The following is a 22,722-nucleotide window of genomic DNA, read 5'->3' on the forward strand; positions in this document are numbered from 1 at the left end:
CAGAAATTTAAGGCACAAGATAAGGTATTATTAATTCGGCAATCACTTGATTTTTGTCGAATGGCTTAAGTCTTAGTTGAGCGGTCTCACCAAACAAAATTTTCAATCTAGAAATGGAATTTTTCATTCCTACGCCAGTTTCGCTTTCTTTGGTTTTAATGCTTCCGGGGTTAATGACATGGGCATGCAATAAATTTCCTTCCTTGTAGGCTTGGATAAGAATGGTACCTCCTTTGACTGAATGAGAAATTCCATGTTTGATGGCATTCTCTACCAATGTTTGTAAAATCATGGGAGGAACCTCCGCTTTTAAATCCTCCTTGGGAATCTGAACATCCCAGAAAAGGCGATCTTCATACCGTATTTTTTCCAGGGAAAGGTAATCCACAATGGTTTCTATTTCTTCTGCTAGGGGAATCGTTTTTTTCCTTTCAGTCAGTAAGGAACTTCGTAATAATTTCGACAATTGATTAATTCCTCTCTTGGCTTTATTGGGATCCTCTGTAATTAATGCTCGGATACTATTGAGGGCATTGAACACAAAGTGAGGGTTCATTTGAGCCCGAAGGACTTTGCCTTCTGTCTCCTGTATGGTTCTCTCCAGTTGGTCATTTTGCCTTTCGATTTCCAGTTTTCTTTGGGAGTATTGAAAGAAGAAATAAATTAACTGCCAAATGGCCAGCGGTTTCATGAAGTTAAATAGGTATTGTAGAATGATGAAGGTATTCAATTTGACTTCATAGTTTTCTTGCAATAAGGCGAAATCGAGAGGTAAATTAAAGGCTAAAAGGATGGAGGCCATGGTCAAAAGCGCCTGTAAATTCCTCCTCAATAATTTAAATAGCGGAAAATTCTGCCATTGGTATTTTTGAGTAATCTGTTTGTATTGATGTGTCAGTAAAATAGCCAAAGAAATATTGCCCACAAAGGCATAAAGCCAAGCCCAACGCCAGCCATATTGCATGGTGTACAACAAAGCCTCATTGAGTGTCCAGGCAAACCAGCCGGAAAATTGTAATACCCAATACAGCTTTTGTCTCTTCATATTTACATAGAATCTGGCAAGTGCTTTAAATGTTCCGTTAATGGACCTTTTACCAATTTAAAAGCACGATCGGGATAAGAGTATTGTAAATGGTATAAGCAGAGATTGCTATGTGCAAAATCATCCATTTTATGTAGAGGCTGTTCAAACAAATGTGTCAATAAAACCCGCATCGCTCGACCATGCATCGCAATTAAAATGGCCTGCTCTTCTTGTCTAGATAGGATTAAATCAACTACGGGTTTTTGTCTTTCCAAAACCTCCACCGGGCTCTCTCCCTCCTCCGAAGGTACATGAATGTTCCCTTCTCGCCAAGTTCTGGTTAAATTTTTATAGTAAAGGTCGTCTTCCGTGTTGGGCGACTTCCCTTCCTTATTTCCCCAATAAATTTCGTTCAATCCGGGGTGTTGTTCCCAAGCAATTCCCTTCTTGATAAAGCCATCTACCGACTGGTGGGTACGGACTAAAGCAGAGGTATAAATCTTGTCTAAGTATAAATCACCGTAATGATCAAAAAAAGCCTGTGCTTGTCGACGGCCTAATTCATTCAAATGTGCGTCAATGCCGCTTCCTTGCACCACCCCCATTCTATTATAATCAGTTTCTCCGTGGCGAATTAAGTAAATGTCTTTGATAGGGTGCATAAAAAAGGCGAATTGGGATTGGAATTAGTAAATTATTGCGAATTTTAGGCACAAAAATACGAAATATATGTTTAATACATCCATCACGATAGAACAACTGAATAGCTTCAGCCAGGGCAATATGATTGAACATCTAGGAATTGAATTTTTAGAAATTCACCCGGATTATTTCACAGCTCGTATGCCAGTAGATCATCGGACAAAGCAACCATTTGGTCTATTGCACGGTGGAGCGTCCGTAGTTTTGGCAGAAACCATGGGCAGTATTGCCACCATGTTGGTGGCTAAGGATCCTGCAAGCATGAAAGCTGTGGGGGTAGAAATCAATGCCAATCACTTGAAATCAGTTCGAGAGGGTTGGGTGATAGGTACCTGCAGCCCCATTCGGATAGGCAGGAGCATGCACGTATATGATATTAAAATTCATAATGAGCAGGGCGACTTAGTCTGTGTGAGCCGTTTGACCGTGGCGATATTGTCGGCGTAAATATTGGTAATTTGTGTTAGACCAAATCTAGATGAAAACACATGAAAACCTTTTTGGAGCTTTCATCGTACTTGTTAGCCTACTGACCTTTTCCTGCAGTCAACCCACATCCAAAGCCATCATTGGTACTTGGGAGATAGCTCATTTAAAAATATCCATGCCTACCTATAAAAACACGGATTCTACTTTTCAGATGGAAGTGCTGGCCAAAGATTGGGAGGCAAAAATGAAGGCGAAAAATATTCAAACCACCTATTCAGCCGATGGGCGGTATCATTCTTTGCACCGAAACCTACAAGGAAAAACAACCTATGATCCTGCGGGAACTTGGACCATTAAGCAAGATACTTTGATCATTCAGGACACCATTCCAAAGCGTATCACCTATAAATTCAAACTGAAAATCAAGAAAAAGCAGGTTGAATTTTGGGGAATAGAAGATTTCGACCTTGACGGAAAAGTTGATGACCTATATTATAGTCGGCAGGTGAAATTATAGTAAACCAAGGGAACATAATCTGGAAGCATATCGTTTTAATCCTTTATTGTAAATTATTTGAAAATGCGCCAAATACCCATTTCTGTCTTGGAACTTGCTCCTATCCCACAAGGAGGAACAGCTGCAACGGCCATCGATAGAACGGTGGAAATAGCTCAGCATGCGGAGGCATTGGGATATAAACGAATATGGTTAGCAGAACATCATAATATGGAGTTCATCGCTAGTTCGGCTACCTCTGTTTTAATCGGTCATGTGGCGGGAAAAACATCCCAGATTCGGGTAGGTTCCGGTGGTATCATGTTGCCCAATCATAGTCCTTTAGTCATTGCCGAACAGTTCGGCACCCTGGCATCCATCTATCCACATCGGATTGATTTAGGACTGGGGCGTGCTCCAGGAACGGACCAACAAACTGCTCGAGTGCTAAGAAGGGATAATATGGATACGGCCTACCATTTCCCAAAAGATGTGGAGCAATTACAAATGTATTTCAGTGAAGAAAATAGCTTAGCGCAAGTTAGGGCATTCCCTGCCGAAGGAATCGATGTACCTATCTGGATTTTAGGTTCAAGTACTGATTCCGCTTATTTGGCTGCGAAAATGGGATTACCTTATGCTTTTGCGGCTCATTTTGCTCCTGCCCAATTCCGTACGGCTATCGATATTTACAGAAAGAATTTTATTCCTTCTGCCCTATTGGATAAACCCTATGTCATGGCTTGTGTGAATGTCGTGGGTGCCGATACTGATGAGGAGGCATCTTTCCTTCGTAGTAGTTTGATTCGTATGTTTGTGGGCATCATCACAAACCGTCGCGTGCCTTTAGCCCCTCCGGGCCCATTACCAGAAGCGTATCAAATTCCAGAAATAAGAACCATGGCCGATAGAATGTTGGCATGTAGTTTTTATGGAAGTCAAGAAACTTTACAAGAAAAATTAGGGGATTTTATTGAAGAAACGGGCATTGATGAATTAATGGTGGCAACCTATATTTTTGATGGGGAGAAGAAAAAGAAATCCTATACCATTTTGAAACAAGCACTCTCTGAGGTAAATGTTGTATTAAAACCTTTTGAGTGTATCATTAGTTGAATTTTGTAAAATTCTTATCCAATTCGGAATCAAATTAGCTATTTGATTAACTTTGAAATTCGATACCCCAATATATGCCTAACGCAATTCCAAAAACGATGACCTCTTTGCTCGATTGGGAACAATTGTGGCAGGATACGCAACAAAAGCGTGGAGGCATGGCTGTTTGGAGATTACCCAAGAGCGATAAACGGTATTTTTTAGTTGATTCTTCGGGAGGAGAGAAGCTCGGTTCTTTAGACTTAGAATCTTTTCCGGCAGGTTTTTTAGTAGCTCCTTTCATTGGTTTGCCTTATTTTCTTAAATCGGACATATTGCTTGAGGAGTCTATTGAGTCGGATGAAGTGCTTGGTTCCACTTGGAAACCCCAACATAATTCGGAGGAAAATGATCGAAAACATCAGCATTTTACCCATTGGGTCAGTGAATCCATCAAAGAAATTCAATCTGGGCATTTTCAAAAAGTAGTACTTTCTCGAACCGATGAGGTTGAATTTCAGGGAGACTTTTCCACATTAAAGGCTTTTGGGCAATTATGCCAAGCCTATCCCAATGCCTTTGTTTGCGCCTTATATATACCTGAATTGGGAAGTACTTGGCTATGCGCTACACCAGAAACTTTGGTGGAGCAAGATGCAAAAGGGATTTTTCGTACCATCGCATTGGCAGGTACCCAATCTGCCTTAGACCCTAGTGGACAAATAATTCCTCCTCAAAATGCACGTTGGTCTCAAAAGGAAATCGAGGAACAAGCTTATGTTTGTCGCTACATCATCGAATGTTTTAAGAAAATCCGTTTGAGGGAATATGAAGAGATTGGTCCTAAAACGATTTTGGCAGGAAATCTCCTACATTTAAAAACCGAGTTTAAAGTAGATACCAAGGCCTTACACTTCTCACAATTGCCGGGTATATTATTGTCGCTGTTGCATCCTACTTCTGCGGTATGTGGGACTCCGAAACAGGAAGCAATTGAATGGATTTCAGAAGCGGAGAACCATGCTCGTGAATTATATTCTGGATACCTAGGCCCAGTCAATTTAGGAGATGAAATTCACCTATTTGTTAACTTAAGAACCCTTAAAGTAGAACAAGTAGAAGGAAAAAGTCGGGCTACCTATTTTGCCGGTTGTGGTATAACGGAAGACTCCGATCCAGAAAAGGAATGGCAGGAAACGGTGATGAAATGCCAAACTTTACAGCGGGTACTAGAAAATTAGTGTTTAATTTTTGATTCTTCTTTCGGAGAAATCTTACCGACTATGGTCAATTTTACCGTGTCAATTCTTGTTTCAGTGGACGTTAAAATCTGAAATTGAAAAGGATTCAAGGTAATGATTTCATTGGCTTGCGGAATATCTTCATACAAACTGATTAGCATGCCTCCTAAGGTTTCATAGTCGCCTTCAGGAAGGTTCCAATCATATTTCTCATTGAGGTAATCTATCTCGTGCCTTCCTGATAGTAGGTAGGTATTTTCATCCAATTTCTTTTCTACCCAATCTTCCGAATCATCGTATTCATCCTGAATTTCTCCAAAAATCTTTTCCATGACATCTTCCATACTGACTAGGCCCGATGTGCTTCCAAACTCATCCACCACCAAGGCCAGCGATTTTCTGTCTTTGGAAAACTTCAGCATCAGGTCGTTGGCTGGCATAGCCTCTGGAACGATCAATATGCTGGTAAGAATCGATTGAATATCCTTGGGTTTTTTAAATAGGGCTAATGAATGGCAATAGCCCAAGACATCTTCTAAACTCTCTTTATAGACCAATACTTTGGAATGCCCTGATTCAATAAATACTTGTTTGAGACCCTCTATTCCTTCTTCTAAATCTATGGCGGTGATTTCTGTTCTCGGAATCATGCAATCACGCACTTTTACTTGTTTAAACTCCAGGGCATTATGAAAGATTTTGGTATCGACCTCCGCCTCCTCTTCCGTTGAAACCTTGCGATTTAAATTTTGTAAATAGTTATTTAGGTCTGTCAGACCGAAAGCGGGTTTTTCTTCCGAATAGTTTAGTCGTAAAACTCGGGTAATAAACCATTTAGATAAACCAACTGTCACCCAGACTAAAGGGAACATTAAAGCATATACAATCCAAATGATGATAGCCAAAAACTCCAATATGACGTCTGGGTTAATGAGGAAAATACTTTTTGGGGTAAATTCGGAAGTTATGAGAATGAGAATGGTGGCAACAATGGAAGCTAATAAACGTGCCAGGATTTCATTTTGAAGTAATGGGATGTAATGTAAAATTTGATGGTGCAAAAACTCCTCCATAAAAATACCATAGGCCACAAGGGACAAAGTATTACCAATCAACATAGTTCCTATGAATCTAGAGGGTGATTGGTTAAAATTGGAAATGATTTTGGCGCTCAGGATATTTTGCTTCGCTTTGAGCTCAAAGTATAATTTATTACAGGAAACGAAGGCCATTTCTACGCCAGAAAAGAAGGCAGAGAATATCATTGAAATGATTATTCCAGCTACTTGAGTGGTATATAATCCGGGATCTGGGTCCATTTAAATTAGTTTTTGCGCTTGTTACTTTTCATAGCTCGGCTACGGATATCTTGTTTGGACTCTCCCGCTTTTTTTTCTTCTTCCTTGAGGCGCAAATTCTTGGAATATTGAAAGTAAAGGAGTGAACCTAGAGCAAACATAAGCCAAACATAATGAAAGTAAATCTCTAACCAAAAATTTCCTTTGATTTCAACAGGTGTTGGAGCATTTAAGTCTATGATCCAAATGATAAAAAAACCTATGCCAGCTGACAATATGATAATCTCTTTCCTAGTCATGTGATTATGCTACTTTTGGTTGTTGCATTCTACGGTACATGGCCACAAATAATCCCATAAAGATCAAAATAGATCCTACCCATACCAAATTAATGTAGGGTTTTTCTAAGGCTTTGATGATAATCAAATCTTGTTGGGTCGTGTTTACCGCAAAACTAAACTGTTGGGTTTTAGGATTTATGGCCGTGAATTTAATTTTAATTCCCGTTTCTTCGCTCTCAAATGCCGGCATGGCCACCATTCCACCTTTAATGATGAAAAGTGGAGCTAGGGAGAATTGCTGGAAGTTTTTTCCAAGGACCAGGAATTGTGCTTTCACAGCGGCATCATTCGGACCTAAAGTCATATCTTCCACCGTATTAACACGAGAAACATCTTGCAATACAGCTACAAAATCATTTAGGAACAAAGTATCGCCAATACTAACCGTGGAGTTCACCGTTTGACTCCATTGTTTTTCTTCTCCTGCTTCTGCTGCTAATCTAGGATCAAGCGAAACGTAAGTATAGATGTCGTGGCTCAAGGCGTGTTTCACGTCGGGAGAAATGGCTGTACCCATTTTAGGATTTACTTGCCAGCGCGGGAATAATGAAACAGATTTCCCTTCGGCATTTTTAAATTCTAATTCATAATAGGTATTCTCTGGTTCTACGGTTAAAGTATCCCCTTTTTTGGCAATCAATTGGCCATCTTTTTCTACATTACGTAGAGCTACTGCATGGAAATCACCCTCAATGATTTCAAAATCCTTTCTAGGGTAATATCCTGGCTTTCCTCTTAGCTCAATCATGCGGCCTTTGTAGGTAACCAAATAATCTTGCATTTGAGCCCCTTGGCCTAACCAAAGTGGAAGATTTTCCTTGTTCTCCTTGTTGTCATCTTTCGTAAACTGCTCCACTTTATTGGAAATAGCGAAACCTGAACGGTTCAGTGAAACGACTTTGGAATATCCAGATGAAAATAAGATACCAATCAACATTACTGCAAGACCCACGTGAGCCATAGCTCCTCCTACCAAATTGAAACGCTGGCGAATTAAGAATATCAGTATGTTGAAATTAGCGATGACCGAGAATAAACTGGTCCACAATAAGAAGATATAGGAAATCGTGTAGACCTTGCCTAGGTTGACAAAAAGTACAGTAAATAATGTAGCTACCAAAGCCGAGTTTGTAAGCGGCTTAAATGAGGTGGATTCTTTCAATTTTCCCCACCAGATGTATTGTCCTACCGCACTTAAAGCAGCAATCGCAATGAAGATCCAAATTTGAATTTTACTGTAATGCTCTACTTGATCAGCTGGTAATGCAATATTTGATACGATGCCAAAAGCTTCCGCAATTTTATTGTATACCGGGATGGAGGTGGTGAAAATTAATTGGAATGCAGAAAGTCCTAAAATGGAAGCCCCTACAAAAATCCAGAATTCACGGGAGTAAACTCCTAGCTCTTTTTCGTCTACTGGTAATTCTTTCCATCGCTTGACAGCAAAGAATATAGCAACAAACAAGAAAGTTAACATGTAGATGAGCAACTGTCCAGATAATCCCAGGTCTGTAAATGAGTGAACAGACGCATTTCCTAAAATACCTGAGCGATTTAGGAAGGTAGAATATAAGACTAAGATAAAGGTGGCAATCACCAAGATGATGGAGGTTTTTAAGGCTGCACTAGAATGCTTGTAGGCAATCATGGTGTGAATAGCACCAATAAGCACCAACCATGGCACAAAAGAGGCATTTTCTACCGGGTCCCAGTTCCAATACCCTCCGAAGTTCAAGGTTTCATAGGCCCAATATGCCCCCATCATGATACCAATACCCAAGATTCCTGCTCCAAAGAGAGCCCAAGGCAAGGCCGGCTTAATCCATTCTGTTAATTGCTTTTTCCATAGACCAGCTATCAAATAAGCGAAAGGAACTAAGGTTAAAGCAAAGCCCAAGAACAAGGTAGGAGGGTGAATCACCATCCAATAATTCTGCAATAAAGGGTTTAATCCACGTCCGTCTTTCGGAATGAAATTCGGTTGCATGCTCCAAACCGGAAGATCTGGCTGGGCTTCACGCAATAATAAAAAGGGCGATGAGCCAATTTTTAGATCAATGTAAGGAAGAATGACGCCCAAAATCATGGAAGTCAAAAAGGTTTGAACTAGGGCAAATACCGTCATTACGGGTGCTTCCCATTTGGGGTTTTTGACCATCAAAATCACGCCCAAAATCGCTTGCCAGAATATCCAAAGCAAGAAACTGCCCTCTTGTCCTTCCCAATAGCATGAAATCATGAATGCCATTGGTAAAGCCTTAGATGAATGGGAGAAGGCGTAATGGTATTCGAAATAATGGTTGTAAATAATGACAAATAGGCTAGATGCTACACCAATCACCGCTAGGAGGTGAAGGATAAAAATGCCTCTGGCTAATTTTACCCAATCTTTGGCGGCTAATTCATCAGCCGTTTGAGTGGCTTTGAAATAGGAGAAAGTTGCCAAAAGGGCAGTTACAAAGGATATGATGACTAATAGGTGACCAACTGATCCGATTGTCTCGTGTATCATAATTGTTTTTTTGCTTCATATGTGGCTGTTGAATCAGCCGAAATTTTACCTTCCTGATATTTAGAAGGGCATTTCAATAAAATTTTATCGCAATAAAAAATCTTGTCAGACTTCATACTTCCCACCAAAACGATTTTCTCTGAACGTTCAAAATCCTGAGGCTTGGGAGCAGCATAAACCACTTGGTTTTCTCTTCCTAAACTATCTTGAACAATGAATTCCAAGCGATTAGCATCCACTGCGGGGTCAAAATGCATCCCAACAATCTTTCCTTGGGAATCTTTTTTTAAGGTACCTACCACATGGACTTTTTGATTGGGGTCATTTTGTGATATACGCTCTGCCTCATCAAAACCCACATAGGTACTGGCATCTCCTGTGGTAATCAAAATAATTCCAATAGCCACTGCAATTAGAATCAGACCAATGATATGTGTCTTTTTCATATTTTTATTTATTGACTTGCTTTTCGAGCTTACTAATCTTTTTATCGAGACTTATCAGGTAAATGAATAATCCCAAGAGAATAACGAGAACTACGGCAATCACCACGTAGATTTTGCCATCAGCGCGAAAGTTATCCGCCATTTCAATGTCGCTTTGAGCTAAACCAAGAAAACAGGTTAAACTGAACAATAAGGTTAAACTATATTTTTTCATGCTTGTTCTTTTTCTTCTAATAAAACTTCAATTTTTCGGATTCTGATTCGTAATTGAGCATACCAAAAACCTAGGCACATCCAACCTATAATGGCCGGATAAAATACCATCCTCATTCGATTGTCCAAATCCATGGAATTAAAACCAGGATTTCCTCCATTTCCCGGATGTAAGGAATCCGTCATGCGGGGAAGTATCCAAATCAGGACCATGAAAATGATGAATGCAAAAATATTGTAAACAGATGATATTCTCGCTTTTTGTTGTTCATCCGGTAAAGAAGAACGAACCAAACCATAGGCTAAATAAATTAACATCCCAATGGCTACCGAGTTTAGTTTTGGGTCATTCGTCCACCAATCTCCCCATGTAAATTTAGCCCAAATGCTGCCCGTAATTAAGCCCAAAGTGGCAAATACAAGTCCTGTAATGACATAGGCATTCGACTTTAAATCATCCAAAGGGTCAGATTTGCGTAAATATTGGATGGAATGAAACACGGACACGCCTAAGAGGGCAATCATACTAAACCACATGGTTACGTGGAAGTATAGATTACGAACAGTTTCATTCAAAATAGCTTGGCGGGGCACCTGCCCTGCAAAACCCATGTACATGGTGTAAACCAGCAATAGCATGCCGGCCCATTTCCAATACTGTTTTTTTAATGTCTCCATATATAAGGGAAAAGTATACCAGATAAAACGATGACAATCACATCAAGTGAAGCTAAAACCGCAATTTCATCCCAGTTTTCTGAGATTGAAATCCCATCTAAAGCACTTTTGGAAAGTTTTAACAAAAATAACAATAAGGGTATGATGATGGGGAAGCTTAATACCGCCATCAGGGTAGACGTATTTTCAGCTTGTGCAGCAATCCCACCAACCAAGGAAAGGGTTGAAGCAAATCCAATAGATCCTAGTAACAGGGTAATGACATACAGCGACATGTTGCCTACAGGGTTTCCCATTACCCAAGAGTACATAAAGATTCCTATCAACGATATGCCCATCATTAGGATGGAATTATAGAGGATTTTGGAAAATATAACGGATTCCGGTTTTACTAATGTATAATAAAACAGACCCCGCTGTGATGATTCTTGTGTAAAACTTTTACCGATAGCATTGATGGCAATAAAGAGCAAAATAACCCAAAAAAGGACATTCCAGGTAATCGGACTAATGGATTCTTGCTTGGCCTTGAAAGCTAAATAACAAACGAAAATGGTAGAGGCCAAGTAAAGCAACAAACCGTAAACGGCATATTTTTGACGCCATTCCATTTGTAACTCTTTTTGAAACAAAACCTTGATCTCCTGAAGCATTATCAATGTCAATATTTTAAAGGACCTGCAATTTACGACAGAAAGTTGGCTTTGATGAATATTCCAAGGAGTATTTTGGGGAATTAAAATCAAATTATTTAAAACTAAGAATTATCATTTTTTAGCTCGGAAATACTTAGTACATTTGTGCCTAATTTTGAATTATTCTAAATAAGAATGGAGGTTTGTTTATGCTAACACTGGCGGATTTACGGATAGGAGAACATGGGGAAATTACAGGGTTTACAGACGAAATTCTCTCATTAAAGCTTTTAGAAATGGGTTGCTTGCCAGGTACCGAAGTGATATTAACGCATCATGCACCATTTGGTGACCCGATTGCCTTAAAAGTTTCTGGTTATACCTTAACCATGAGAAGAGAAGAAGCGGCTACCATTCAAATCAAACGAAAATAAAATTACATTGGCTAACGTAACCAGAATAGCGCTTATTGGTAATCCAAATGCTGGGAAATCCTCTTTGTTCAACACGTTGACAGGATTGAACCAAAAAACAGGGAACTTTCCAGGGGTAACCATGGATAAGTTAACCGGTGTTTGGGAATTAGAACCAGGCCGAAATATCGAAATTCTGGACTTACCAGGCATATACAGCATTTATCCTAAATCAATTGATGAAGAATTAGTCATCAATATTTTAGCTAATCCCAATCATCCAGATTATCCTGATATGGCAATCGTGGTGGCGGATGCTTCCAATTTAAAGCGTAATTTATTGTTGTTTTCTCAAGTAAGAGATCTCGGTATCCCGACAGTCTTGGCCTTGAATATGATAGATGTAGCTGAAAATCAGGGATTTGTGATTAATTCGTTGAAGCTCGCTCGTGAGTTGAATGTGGAAGTGGCAGAAATCAATGCCAAAAAAGGAATTGGTGTGGGTGGCTTGAAGCTTGCGGTTGTCAAAACCTTGAAACATCGATATGCTTCCAATGATGCCTTGCCCTTACCTGTGGAGGAAGCTCTGATTGAAGATGTGCAAAAACAGTTTGGAGAAGCGGATCCTTATCGATCACTTTTATGGTTGATGGAGCATGATCGAATGAAAATGTTTGATCAAGCACAGCGGGAATCTTTTGATCATTTGATGGAGAAACATCATTTTGAACCAAAGAAATACAAATCAGCAGAAACGGTTAAGCGCTATGAGCAGATTTCCGAGGTCGTGGAGCGTTGTGTGATCAATCTGAATCGCCAATGGGATGCTGAACCAGTTAAGACTTGGACCGATCGCCTAGATAAAGCATTTATTCATTCATTCTGGGGATATGTGATATTCTTGGCCATTCTATTTGTGATGTTCCAAGCGGTATTTACATGGGCAACCTATCCCATGGATTTGATTGATGGAGGGGTGGCCCAGTTGAATGATTGGTTAAAAGGAATATTACCTGAATCTCCTTTAACGGGTTTATTGACCGACGGTTTGATTGCTGGAGTTGGTGGAGTATTGATATTTGTACCTCAAATTGCCTTTTTGTTCTTCTTCATTTCCATGTTGGAAGAAACCGGATATATGTCGCGCGTGATGTTCATCATGGACAAAATGATGCGACGTTTTGGATTAAATGGCAAATCGGTAGTACCCTTAATATCAGGTATAGCCTGTGCAGTGCCTGCCATCATGAGTACCCGATCCATTGGTTCTTGGAAAGATCGTTTGATCACCATTTTGGTTACACCTTTGATGTCTTGTTCAGCTAGGCTACCTATTTATACGGTTTTAATTGCTTTGGTTGTGCCCGAGAAAAACACTCTTTTTGGAGTGTTTAATCTGCAAGGAGTAGCCTTGTTTGGTTTATATTTATTAGGCTTTTTTATGGCCTTACTTTCTGCTTGGGTGCTGAAGAAAATTTTGAGAGCCAAAGAAAGAAGTTATTTCATCATGGAATTGCCGACTTACAAAGGTCCTCGTTTTAAGCACGTAGCTATTTCTATTTATAATTCTGTTCGAGCATTTGTATTCGAAGCAGGAAAAATCATTGTGGCTATTTCCATTGTTTTATGGGTATTTGCTAGTTATGGCCCGGGTGATAGTATGTCCAAAATTGAAGAGCAAGTTCGATTGAACAACCCAAGCCTGAGCGGAGTAGATTTAAGCAATAAGATTGCTTCGGAGAAATTGGAGAATTCTTACGCAGGCCATTTTGGTAAATTGATTGAACCCGCCATCAAACCATTGGGATATGATTGGAAAATCGGTATTGCCTTGATCACCTCATTTGCAGCACGTGAAGTTTTTGTTGGTACAATGTCAACGATATACAGCCTGGGCGGCGAAGTAGATGACGAGAATGCTACCATCAAAAATAGGATGCGTGCTGAAATTAATCCTGATACAGGAAAACCTATGTACGATGCTGCTTTAGGCTTCTCGCTTTTGATATTCTATGCCTTTGCTATGCAATGCATGAGTACCTTAGCTACTACCTACCGTGAAACGAAATCTTGGAAATACCCCTTAATTCAGTTCGGTTACATGACCACTTTGGCTTATTTAGCCGCGTTTTTGGTATACCAAATTTTATCCTAATTACATTTTAAATGGAATGGATGTGGCAGCTAAATTGCTAGATCCTTTGGCCAATAATTTGCCTTCGGCATTGAACATTTTGGCTTCCACATTGGCTACTTTTTTACCCACTCGGAACACTTCTGAAACTACCGTGATTTTTTCTCCGGCTTTAGCTCCATACAGAAAATCTATGCTCAAGTTGATGGTGACATACAAATGTTCTATATCACAGGTGATTAGCGTAGTCCCCATCATTTCATCCAATAGCATGGATATAACTCCACCATGTAATACCCCGGCATGATTGCATTGGTCTTCCCTAACCTCAAATTCAGCCGTCATGGAACCCGCGGAGACCGATTTTAAAATTCCATCTAAATAACGTGTAATGGGATTCGGATTTTCATGTGCCATTTTTTTGCCAATGTACTGAGACAAAAATGCAATGGCTTTATCATTTGCTTTCATATGGATATTTGGATAGGCGGTGATATATAATTTTTATTAAGGACGGGTCCAAGTGCTAGTTCTTCCAAACATAGCCACGCCCACAAATCCCCTAATATCGAGGGTCTTATTATTATCTTTAACTTTTAAAATGCAGTCATAGGTTTTCCCTGAATGCGGATCATAAATAGTTCCGTTTTCCCAAGCTGAACCAGTAAATGTGAAATCTTTTAAAATGACAGATCCAAGTAAATCCCTATTTCTTAGGGCTTCATTTGGATTTTTTACATCTTTTTTTCCAGGAGTTTTACTCCAAGAAATCTTTCCGTAATATTTATCCCCTTGTTTATACACCGTGATTTTGCCATCTTTTAGTTGAGATATCCAATCCCCTAAAATGACATCACTTGGTGGTTCAGCCATACTCATGGACATAAAAAGACTACTAAAAATCAAAAGCAAAAACGATTTTTTCATTTCTTATTTTTTTTGCAAATATACAAAAGGATATCTTCTTTTGAGCTTTCAGGAGAATTGGATTATTAGAGGTTTGGCTCAATCAGATGTTATGCTTATTTTTGTAGGATAGCAGGAAAATAACAGTCAACAAATAACCTAATGCTTGTTTCTATATGAACTATAATTTATCGCAAATACCTGAAAGATTTGATAAGCCGCGTCAGAAGGGCTTGACCATGGTCATGGACAAAGGGCTTAGCCTTCGACAAGTTGAAGATTTTTTAGAAGTAGCGGGAAGTTATACGGATTTAGTCAAATTAGGTTGGGCGACTTCTTATGTTACCCCTAATTTAAAAGAGAAATTAGCTATTTATAAGTCGGCAGGTATCCCCGTTTATTTCGGTGGAACCTTATTTGAAGCATTTTACATCCGTGGGCAGGTAGATGAATACCGCCGTGTGTTAGATCAATATGGCATGGAATATGCAGAGATTTCAGACGGTTCCGTCGAAATGAATTCAGATGTTAAGTGTGAGTATATACGTCAACTTTCTCAGCAGGTGACTGTACTTTCTGAAGTGGGTTCTAAAGATGAGGCAAAAATTATTCCTCCTTATAAGTGGATTAAATTAATGCGCATGGAATTGGAAGCGGGTGCTTGGAAGGTAATTGGAGAAGCTAGAGAAGGAGGAAATGTGGGACTATTCCGTTCATCGGGAGAGGTTCGTCAAGGTTTAGTGGAAGAAATATTAACGGAAATTCCGGAAGAAAGTATCATTTGGGAGGCACCTCAAAAATCACAACAAGTATGGTTTGTTAAACTGGTTGGTGCCAATGTCAACGTAGGAAATATTGCTCCTAATGAGGTTGTTTCATTAGAAACCATCCGACTTGGACTACGGGGAGACACCTTTGACCATTTCTTAACCAAATAAAGTTAAGCCCCGAATATTCGGGGTTTTTTATGTTATCTAATTGAAACAAACATGATACAGCAAGCCTTAGATCTATTAAAAGATCCATTGCATTTCTTGACGGAGTTTATCGCAGCCCACGGTTCATTGACTTATGCCTTATTGTTTGCCATCGTATTTATGGAGACAGGCCTAGTCGTTACGCCTTTATTACCCGGTGATTCATTATTATTCTCAGTTGGATTAATTGCAGCGGCCAGTGGTCAGCTTTCTATTGCCATTGTTATTCCCATGTTGATTTTAGCTGCTTTAAGTGGAGATCAGGTCAATTATTTCATGGGAAAATATTTTAGTGCTTATGTTCGCTCCAAGGATAAAATCTTGTTTTTGAAACGGTCTCATTTTGAGGAAACAGAAAAGTTTTATGAGAAATATGGAGTCAAAACAGTCATTATCGCTCGTTTTGTGCCTATAGTTCGTACTGTAGCGCCTTTTGTGGCGGGTGCTGGCCGGATGTCCTATTCCGTTTATTTGTTATTTGGTTTTCTTGGAGCTTGCCTTTGGGTGACAAGCATCACTTTAGCGGGTTATTTTTTAGGCGATAATGAATGGGTAAAATCCAACTTTGAAAAAGTGGTGTTGGGGATAGTTGGCGTTTCCGTTTTGCCAATTATCTTGGGTATTCTTAAGCAAAAATTCTCATCAAAGTAATATGTCCATTTCCCACTTGTACGGTTTGCTTGGGTACCCATTAGGTCATTCTTTTTCTAAAAAGTACTTTACGGAAAAGTTTGTCAAATTGGGTTTATCCGAAAGTCATTGTTATGAACAATTTGAGATTCCACAAATTGAAGATTTTTTGACTCTTACATCAGCCAAGAAAGACATACTAAAAGGTTTAAATGTAACCATTCCTTACAAACAGCAAGTTATGCCCTTGTTGGATGAAATTGACCCCGCCGCGGCTAAAATTGGTGCTGTTAATACCATTAAAATATATCCAGATGGTAAGACAAAGGGCTTTAATACGGACTATTGGGGCTTTCGCCAAACGATTGAGTCTTGGGATGCCTTAGCCCAATTTAAGTCGAAGAAAGCCGTGGTATTAGGACAAGGTGGAGCGGCAAAGGCCATTATTGCGGCCTTAGAAGATTTGGGTATGGAGATTTGTAAAGTATCCAGAACTCCTGAAAAAGGTCAGATTTCCTATGAAAGCTTGGCAAATATCATGGATGAGGTTGGCTTAATCGTGAATACAACTCCTTTAGGGATGTATCCTAAAATTGAGTCTTTTCCTCCTTTGGATTATAGCTTATTACGTGGTCAACATTTTTTATACGATATCGTATACAATCCATTACGCACTGCTTTTTTAGAGAAAGGACTTGCCCAAGGGGTAGGAGGGATTTATGAAGGGTTAGAAATGCTACATGGGCAGGCCGACAAAGCCTGGGAGATTTGGAATTCCTAACGTAGGTAAACGCCTAATCTGCTTTTGTCAGATAAAACTACCTCTACGTGCTCAGAAAGAGTGGTCGACATTTGGTATCCAATGTAATCCGCTGAAATGGGAAACTTACGGTAATTGCGGTCTACCACCACGGCTACTTGGATCTTTTTCACGTGCATACTGAGAAAGGGCGCTAAACTATAAGAAAAAGTTCTTCCTGTATTAAGCACATCATCCACGACGATGATGACCTTGTCTTCAAAAATGTTTTTATCGCAATCAAACTGAACAGGACTTTCATAAGGCACATCCTTATTTAATTGAATAACAACAGCCTGTGCTTTGATGGAGGAGATTTCCAAGATGTTTTGACAAAGTAGTTGAGCTAAAGAATAGCCTTCGCCTACAATCCCAGCGATGATAATTTCTTTTTCTTCAAAATTGTTTTCAAAAATCTGAAAGGCAATTCGGCGAATTTTTTGAAGTAAAGCAGGACCGTCAAGTATTTGTTTGGAATTCATGCTAATGGGATTCATTCAAAATAGCCTCTGAAATTACCAAAAAGTATTCAAATTTTGTACCTTTGCGACTTATTTAGCGATTAAAATAATAGATATATGGCCAAAATGTATGGGGCTCAGCAGCGAGTTCAGCAAGCACCCAGTAACCCTTTAGCAATTAAGACGAAGAAATTTTCTCTTGAAAAGAATAAATACATCGGCTTGTGTATGCGTCAACTCTTCTCTAATCAGTGGAAATGGTCTTTTTTGCCATTGGCCTTGATTATTGGAAACGTGGCATTGAATCTGACTGCTGTGTATAAAAACTATTGGATTTATATTTTCATCGCCGTTGGTGTGATTGGTTATATCTTATTTTGGTTGATTCAATTTACAGGAATTACACAATTGGCCCAGTACAAACAATTGTTTGATAAGTATCGCTATGAAATAGACAGTCGACAGATTTTCATGAAAATCTCAGATAAAGAAGGTGGGATGATTAAGTGGGATATGATAAATAGTGTGTATAAGGATAAAGACGCATATGTGTTTACCATGGGTAAATACCAGTTTATTCACCTTCCATTTAATGTGTTGACGAGCGATAACGATCGTAAATTATTGGATAAGATTTTGCGCGACAAAGGTTTATTGTCATAAAACGATTCTTAGGAATCATCCAGCATGGGAAGAATATTGGCCATTGACTATGGCTTAAAGCGTACAGGAATTGCTGTCACGGATCCTTTGCAAATCATTGCTAATGGATTGGAGACGGTACCTTCTCACCAGTTATTGACATTTTTGTCAGCATATATGGCGAAAGAAGCAGTAGATGAAATGGTGATAGGTATGCCTAAGAACCTAGATAATACTGATACCGATTCTACGCAAGCTGTGAGGAATATCATCAAGCAGATTCAAAAGAAATTTCCTGCTATTCCATTGCATTTGCACGATGAAAGATTTACCTCTCAAATGGCCATGAAGGCTATGATTGCTGGAGGGATGTCCAAGAAAGACCGTCGGGTTAAAGCTACGGTTGACCGCGTTTCAGCGACGATCATTTTGCAGTCTTATATGGAATCAAGATAGAATAAAAAAAGCCCTCAATTTCGAGGGCTTTTTTTATTTCTGAACTACTTTCGCAAAGCGATGGTAGAATGGGGTTTTACTATTTTCAGATTTCGGTTTAAACTTACCTGTGATGATCGGAACGTACATCACACGTCTTCTAGATTTCTCCCCAAAATTAGGAGATACCTCCACGCGGTGCCACAAACGGCCGTCATGAATGGTTAAGTCGCCACGCTCAATTTCAAAAGCTACCTCACGCGGATCCGGGCGGTGATCTATGAATTGTTTCTTGCCAAACAATAATTTAAGGACACTCTGGTTTTGTGTACCTGGAATGACGCGCAAACCTCCGTTGGCAGATGGGCAATTATCTAAATGTATACCTACATTTAACATAGGTAAAATCTTTTGACCTAAAAACAAATCTCTAGGGCTATCGGTATGCCAGCCCATTTGAGTGAATTTGGAATTGGGTTGATTGACATAATGATTAAATACTAATCCATCCTTTTCATCTTCGCTGATACGGCCATCATAAGGAGCCAAAAATTCAGTTAATAGCTGAAAGCGAGGATCTTTTAGGAATTCACCTAAAACTGGACTGTATTTATTGGTAAAACACATACGCTGAATCATGTCGTTACCTTGTGGATCTTTACCGAATTTTAATGGAATACCATTGATTTTCTCCACCTTTTCATCCAACCATTTTTTCTCAATTTGAGCTAATTCTTGGATAAATAACTGCGCTGTTTCATCAGTAATGAAACCCTTGAACTGAATAACTCCAAATTTGGTAAAGTATTCTTTCTGCTCCTGAGTTATCTCACTACCTAAAGTAAACGTTTTGTATTCAAACTTTGGTGATGATTTTTTCATATTCTATGGCCAATTTTGCGCGTTTTGTTTCTCGCTTAGTATTGGTACTCTAATTATAAATTTGAACATGCAAGTTACGTCAATGTTACTAAAATTTGATTATTCCATCCTAATTTTCTGATGAAAATCATGATAAAATGAGCATACTTTGTGGAAAAAATAGCAGCTTTGTAAGCTTTTTTGGCTCCAAGTAAACTGCCTTTCATTTTATTATCAATTTATACCATCGTTCATGCCTAAGTACATCCTATTCTTTCTTTTTTTTATTCCATTTTTTGCCTCATCACAAACCGACTATTTACATCGAAAAGGTACTTATTTTGTCTTTTGGGGATATAATCGCTCGGCTTATCCTACTTCCGATATCCGTTTTCAAGGTCCAGGCTATGACTTTACCTTGGAGGCTGTCAAAGCCAGCGATGCACCTACCCAATTTGATGGTTTTCAAACGTACTTTAACCCATCTTTATTTTCCATTCCTCAGTTCAATTTACACGGAGGCTATTTTTTTCATGATAATTGGTCAATCAGTTTGGGTTGGGATCATATGAAATATGTGGTCACACCTGATCAGGAATCACATATTACTGGTCAAATTCAAGCACAAGTGTCTAATCCACAGATAGAGGTAAACCCAGCCTATGTCGGCCAATATCAACATAGTCCATTTGTTATTCAGTCTAAAGATTTTCTACAATATGAGCATACCGATGGCTATAATTATGCGGCTCTCGAAATTGAAAATTACCAGCCTATTTGGAAGAAAGCGAAGTCTAAGTTGCAATTGGATTGGATCAAAGGTTTGGGTATTGGGGCTGTGATTCCCCGTTCTGATGTACGTTTATTTACGGTTGGAACCAATAATTTTTGGAACCTTGCCGGTGCTGGAGTCTCTGCCAAAACAGGTTTGCGTTTGAATTTAACCAAGCTTTTATTTTTTGAAACCACGTTTAAAGGGGGGTATACCAATTTGTGGGATGTTCATACGACAGGGCGTTCGGTAGATCATGCTTCCCAGACTATTTGGTTTGGTGAATTTTATGCGGCCCTCGGTTTTTCAATAGGAAAGGCTAAATAAATTTTTAGATTAAACTAAAAATTTGTAAACTCGCACTATGTTGCGAGCTAAATACTTTTACATCTTATTTTTCCTATCCAGTTTTTCACTTTTTGCACAGCAGGAAGGCAGGATAGAAACAGACCGTCCAGATCAAACAGAATGCCCTTTTATTGTCAAAAAAGGGTATATTCAAATGGAATGGGGTTTTAATCGACAAATCGAATCGGGGGATCTTTCCTTAACCTATCCCACCTCATTGATGAAAATTGGATTAGGGAAACGCTGGGAAGCTCGATATACTTCCGTTTGGGGTCAAGAAGGAGGCCAGTCTAGTTATCAGTCAGATGCCGTAGGTTTTAAGTATGCAATTCTATTCCCAGAAAAGTCCTTTGCTCGAGTATCGTTGATTGCGCACTATCGGGTCAATGATCAAAAGCGAGATGAAAGTGAACGAAATAATGAGCGCCACTCAGTCGGTGATTTTGTTTTTACCATTCAACATGATTTTCCCAAGGGTTTTGGTTTAGGCTATAACCTAGGCGCAGAAGTTCATAGCAATGGAACGGTGGAAGCGATATACCGTTTTGCCCCCAATATGAATATCGGTAAAAGAGGATATGCTTATGTCGAGGTTTTTGGAAGGATGCCTTCTTCCAGCCAAACAGACCAATGGGTAGACGGTGGAATGGCTTATTATATCTCTGATGATGTAAAATTAGATGTTTCCGCAGGTCGAAGCCTGCAGATAGATAATACTTGGTATGCTGCTTTGGGATTATCCTTCCGTTTCAAAGTTTTTTAGATACAAGCCTAAAGACCTTAAGACAATTGCTTAAATTGCCGGAATGAATTCACGGATTGTCTTTACGGGCGTATTTCTTTATTTTCTGTTAGGTCTTCAGGCTTTGGTAGCTCAAAGTAAAGTGGACTTTGCTATACAAATAGGGGATAAAAATATTAACCAAGATGAGACCTTTGTTATTTCTATCACGGTTCCTGCCACGGGAAATTCTTCCGAAGCCATCCAATATAAATTTCCTGAATTAGCCAATTTTCAAAAACTCGGAATTAGTCGGGGTAAATCATCTAATTTCCAAAATGGACAAATAGAACAGCGAATTATATATTCCCAGCATTATCAACCGCTGGGTGTTGGGCAGTTTTACATTCCCACCGATGAGGTGAGCGTGAATCAACAATCTCAAAAGTTTGAACCATTTTATATTTCTGTGAGTCCGAGTAATGGAAACGTGGTGGAAAATAACCCAGATGAAGTCTCTATTGCAGATGAGGTTTTAGCTAAGGCGAATCAACCCTTTTTATTAGTAGCTAGTAATCATATTCGACCTTTTGTTGGACAAGGGTTTACCCTGAAGTTCTCCTTGTTTGTTCCCGAGAACAATACGCAGGACCTTGCTTTTGACAGAAATGATATTCAAATACCCAAGTTGATTCAACAATTAAGGCCTAGGAATTGTTGGGAGGAGAGTTTTGGATTACAGGTAGAGAAGGTGTCAAAAGTAGAAATCAATCAAAAAAAATATACGGAATACCGGTTTTTTCAGGCAACATATTTTGCCTTAAATAATCGCCCCATTCAAATTCCTTCCTTGAGTTTACAGATTTTAAAGAAAGAAAAAGTGGGTGGAGAGATGAAATCCTTACCCATAGTTTTTAAATCTCCAGCCTTGTTGATACAACCTAGGTCTTTGCCTAATCACCCCTTAGCGGGTAAAGTGCCCGTGGGTGCTTATGAGTTAAGAGAATCCATTTCTAAAAATCAAGCTAAAACGGGGGAACAGTTATTGTATAGTTCCAGTATCATTGGTGATGGAAATGGTATTTTGTGGGATTCAAAAGGCCTAGAATCAGATTATTTTATCGATTTTAATCGACTCTCTACCCAGAGTTCCGTGTATCCTTCCATGGATAAAATGTTGGGAGATAAATCAGAAATTATTCAGATTATTCCCAAACAACCGGGTAAATTTGCATTAAAGCAGTATTTTTACTGGATTTATTTTAACACACGAACGGAAAAGTTTGATACATTAAGATCCAAAATCAATGTAGAAATTCAAGGTCAACCCTCCGACACGCGTTTAAATACCAGTCGGGAAATGGAAGGTTTATACCGTGGATTAGAGAATTTAAACTCGGATGATGTGGTGTGGAATCGGTGGGTAAATTGGCGTCAATTGGCGAATTTGACCATTTTTTCAATTTTTGTAGTCTTAGTTTTCCTGGTTTGGAAAACAAAAAAATAA

The 22,722-nt window shown here is 39.2% G+C and carries 27 protein-coding genes; 14 read left to right on the forward strand and 13 right to left on the reverse strand.

What is annotated here, in order from left to right; translation table 11 throughout:
* Positions 1-7: 7 nt before the first annotated feature.
* Both ACST15_RS07725 and ACST15_RS07730 read right to left on the reverse strand, forming a co-directional pair.
* Positions 8-1,045, reverse strand: a complete 1,038-nt coding sequence (locus ACST15_RS07725) for a sensor histidine kinase (RefSeq protein ID WP_459454084.1) — start codon at positions 1,043-1,045, stop codon at positions 8-10.
* A gap of 2 nt (positions 1,046-1,047) precedes the next feature.
* Positions 1,048-1,689, reverse strand: coding sequence for a histidine phosphatase family protein (locus tag ACST15_RS07730; RefSeq protein ID WP_459454085.1), 642 nt, complete (start codon positions 1,687-1,689; stop codon positions 1,048-1,050).
* Positions 1,690-1,756: 67 nt separating this feature from the next.
* On the opposite strand from ACST15_RS07730, the gene ACST15_RS07735 reads away from it, so the two are divergent.
* The 4 genes from ACST15_RS07735 (at position 1,757) to ACST15_RS07750 (ending at position 4,990) form a co-directional block, all read left to right on the forward strand.
* Positions 1,757-2,176, forward strand: a complete 420-nt coding sequence (locus tag ACST15_RS07735; protein WP_459454086.1) for a hotdog fold thioesterase — start codon at positions 1,757-1,759, stop codon at positions 2,174-2,176.
* Positions 2,177-2,207: 31 nt separating this feature from the next.
* Entirely contained in the window at positions 2,208-2,675 is a 468-nt protein-coding gene (locus ACST15_RS07740; protein WP_459454087.1) for a hypothetical protein, read from the forward strand.
* A 63-nt stretch (positions 2,676-2,738) separates the two neighbouring features.
* Complete coding sequence (locus ACST15_RS07745) at positions 2,739-3,770, forward strand: LLM class flavin-dependent oxidoreductase (RefSeq protein ID WP_459454088.1); 1,032 nt, start codon at positions 2,739-2,741, stop codon at positions 3,768-3,770.
* Between the two features lie 74 nt (positions 3,771-3,844).
* Complete coding sequence (locus ACST15_RS07750; RefSeq protein WP_459454089.1) at positions 3,845-4,990, forward strand: chorismate-binding protein; 1,146 nt, start codon at positions 3,845-3,847, stop codon at positions 4,988-4,990.
* On the opposite strand, the gene ACST15_RS07755 is transcribed toward ACST15_RS07750, so the two are convergent.
* The 7 genes from ACST15_RS07755 to ACST15_RS07785 are packed head-to-tail and all read right to left on the reverse strand — an operon-like array spanning position 4,987 to position 11,134.
* Complete coding sequence (locus ACST15_RS07755; protein ID WP_459454090.1) at positions 4,987-6,309, reverse strand: hemolysin family protein; 1,323 nt, start codon at positions 6,307-6,309, stop codon at positions 4,987-4,989. The two genes, ACST15_RS07750 and ACST15_RS07755, sit on opposite strands and share 4 nt — an antisense overlap.
* 5 nt (positions 6,310-6,314) lie before the next feature.
* Positions 6,315-6,587, reverse strand: coding sequence for a hypothetical protein (locus ACST15_RS07760; RefSeq protein ID WP_459454091.1), 273 nt, complete (start codon positions 6,585-6,587; stop codon positions 6,315-6,317).
* A 4-nt stretch (positions 6,588-6,591) separates the two neighbouring features.
* A complete protein-coding gene (gene ccsA / locus ACST15_RS07765) occupies positions 6,592-9,144 on the reverse strand; it encodes a cytochrome c biogenesis protein CcsA (protein ID WP_459454092.1) in 2,553 nt (850 codons plus the stop codon).
* Positions 9,141-9,590 (reverse strand): cytochrome c maturation protein CcmE domain-containing protein, encoded by a 450-nt coding sequence (locus ACST15_RS07770; protein ID WP_459454093.1) that lies wholly within the window; start codon positions 9,588-9,590, stop codon positions 9,141-9,143. Before ACST15_RS07770 ends, ccsA (ACST15_RS07765) begins: the two co-directional genes overlap by 4 nt.
* A 4-nt stretch (positions 9,591-9,594) precedes the next feature.
* Positions 9,595-9,804, reverse strand: a complete 210-nt coding sequence (locus ACST15_RS07775; protein ID WP_459454094.1) for a CcmD family protein — start codon at positions 9,802-9,804, stop codon at positions 9,595-9,597.
* A complete protein-coding gene (ccsA, locus tag ACST15_RS07780) occupies positions 9,801-10,481 on the reverse strand; it encodes a cytochrome c biogenesis protein CcsA (RefSeq protein ID WP_459454095.1) in 681 nt (226 codons plus the stop codon). The genes ACST15_RS07775 and ccsA (ACST15_RS07780) overlap by 4 nt, the downstream gene beginning before the upstream one ends.
* Entirely contained in the window at positions 10,469-11,134 is a 666-nt protein-coding gene (locus ACST15_RS07785; RefSeq protein WP_459454096.1) for a heme exporter protein CcmB, read from the reverse strand. Before ACST15_RS07785 ends, ccsA (ACST15_RS07780) begins: the two co-directional genes overlap by 13 nt.
* A gap of 191 nt (positions 11,135-11,325) precedes the next feature.
* Between ACST15_RS07785 and ACST15_RS07790 the strand changes: the two genes are divergently transcribed.
* Together ACST15_RS07790 and feoB are read left to right on the forward strand one after the other, a co-directional pair.
* Positions 11,326-11,550 (forward strand): FeoA family protein, encoded by a 225-nt coding sequence (locus ACST15_RS07790; protein WP_129026564.1) that lies wholly within the window; start codon positions 11,326-11,328, stop codon positions 11,548-11,550.
* Between the two features lie 7 nt (positions 11,551-11,557).
* Positions 11,558-13,684 carry a ferrous iron transport protein B gene (feoB, locus tag ACST15_RS07795; RefSeq protein ID WP_459454097.1) on the forward strand — a complete coding sequence of 709 codons (2,127 nt, stop codon included), beginning with the start codon at positions 11,558-11,560 and terminating at the stop codon, positions 13,682-13,684.
* Here feoB and ACST15_RS07800 read toward each other — a convergent pair whose 3' ends face one another.
* A complete protein-coding gene (locus ACST15_RS07800) occupies positions 13,685-14,134 on the reverse strand; it encodes a PaaI family thioesterase (protein WP_459454098.1) in 450 nt (149 codons plus the stop codon).
* A 36-nt stretch (positions 14,135-14,170) separates the two neighbouring features.
* The gene (locus tag ACST15_RS07805; protein WP_459454099.1) at positions 14,171-14,590 is read right to left on the reverse strand and encodes a DUF2147 domain-containing protein; all 420 of its coding nucleotides are present in this window, start codon (positions 14,588-14,590) and stop codon (positions 14,171-14,173) included.
* Between the two features lie 155 nt (positions 14,591-14,745).
* Between ACST15_RS07805 and ACST15_RS07810 the strand changes: the two genes are divergently transcribed.
* From ACST15_RS07810 to ACST15_RS07820, 3 genes are read left to right on the forward strand one after another with little or no spacing between them, the layout of a single operon-like run.
* Entirely contained in the window at positions 14,746-15,507 is a 762-nt protein-coding gene (locus tag ACST15_RS07810) for a phosphosulfolactate synthase (RefSeq protein ID WP_459454100.1), read from the forward strand.
* Positions 15,508-15,558: 51 nt separating this feature from the next.
* Positions 15,559-16,197 carry a VTT domain-containing protein gene (locus ACST15_RS07815; protein WP_459454101.1) on the forward strand — a complete coding sequence of 213 codons (639 nt, stop codon included), beginning with the start codon at positions 15,559-15,561 and terminating at the stop codon, positions 16,195-16,197.
* Position 16,198: 1 nt separating this feature from the next.
* On the forward strand, positions 16,199-16,957 hold the full coding sequence (locus tag ACST15_RS07820; RefSeq protein WP_459454102.1) for a shikimate dehydrogenase family protein: 759 nt from the start codon (positions 16,199-16,201) through the stop codon (positions 16,955-16,957).
* Here ACST15_RS07820 and ACST15_RS07825 read toward each other — a convergent pair.
* On the reverse strand, positions 16,954-17,457 hold the full coding sequence (locus tag ACST15_RS07825) for a phosphoribosyltransferase family protein (RefSeq protein WP_459454103.1): 504 nt from the start codon (positions 17,455-17,457) through the stop codon (positions 16,954-16,956). The genes ACST15_RS07820 and ACST15_RS07825 overlap by 4 nt on opposite strands.
* A 96-nt stretch (positions 17,458-17,553) precedes the next feature.
* Here ACST15_RS07825 and ACST15_RS07830 point away from each other — a divergent pair, with 96 nt between their 5' ends.
* Complete coding sequence (locus ACST15_RS07830) at positions 17,554-18,099, forward strand: YcxB family protein (protein ID WP_459454104.1); 546 nt, start codon at positions 17,554-17,556, stop codon at positions 18,097-18,099.
* A gap of 24 nt (positions 18,100-18,123) precedes the next feature.
* The gene (gene ruvX / locus ACST15_RS07835; RefSeq protein WP_459454105.1) at positions 18,124-18,534 is read left to right on the forward strand and encodes a Holliday junction resolvase RuvX; all 411 of its coding nucleotides are present in this window, start codon (positions 18,124-18,126) and stop codon (positions 18,532-18,534) included.
* A gap of 33 nt (positions 18,535-18,567) precedes the next feature.
* Here ruvX and ACST15_RS07840 read toward each other — a convergent pair whose 3' ends face one another.
* Complete coding sequence (locus ACST15_RS07840) at positions 18,568-19,395, reverse strand: phytanoyl-CoA dioxygenase family protein (protein ID WP_459454106.1); 828 nt, start codon at positions 19,393-19,395, stop codon at positions 18,568-18,570.
* Positions 19,396-19,627: 232 nt separating this feature from the next.
* On the opposite strand from ACST15_RS07840, the gene ACST15_RS07845 reads away from it, so the two are divergent.
* From ACST15_RS07845 to ACST15_RS07855, 3 genes are read left to right on the forward strand one after another with little or no spacing between them, the layout of a single operon-like run.
* On the forward strand, positions 19,628-20,473 hold the full coding sequence (locus ACST15_RS07845) for a hypothetical protein (RefSeq protein ID WP_459454107.1): 846 nt from the start codon (positions 19,628-19,630) through the stop codon (positions 20,471-20,473).
* 37 nt (positions 20,474-20,510) lie between these two features.
* Positions 20,511-21,257 carry a transporter gene (locus ACST15_RS07850; protein WP_459454108.1) on the forward strand — a complete coding sequence of 249 codons (747 nt, stop codon included), beginning with the start codon at positions 20,511-20,513 and terminating at the stop codon, positions 21,255-21,257.
* 43 nt (positions 21,258-21,300) lie between these two features.
* Positions 21,301-22,722 carry a BatD family protein gene (locus tag ACST15_RS07855; protein WP_459454109.1) on the forward strand — a complete coding sequence of 474 codons (1,422 nt, stop codon included), beginning with the start codon at positions 21,301-21,303 and terminating at the stop codon, positions 22,720-22,722.

It is taken from the genome of Aquirufa sp. Wall-65K1 (assembly GCF_054558475.1).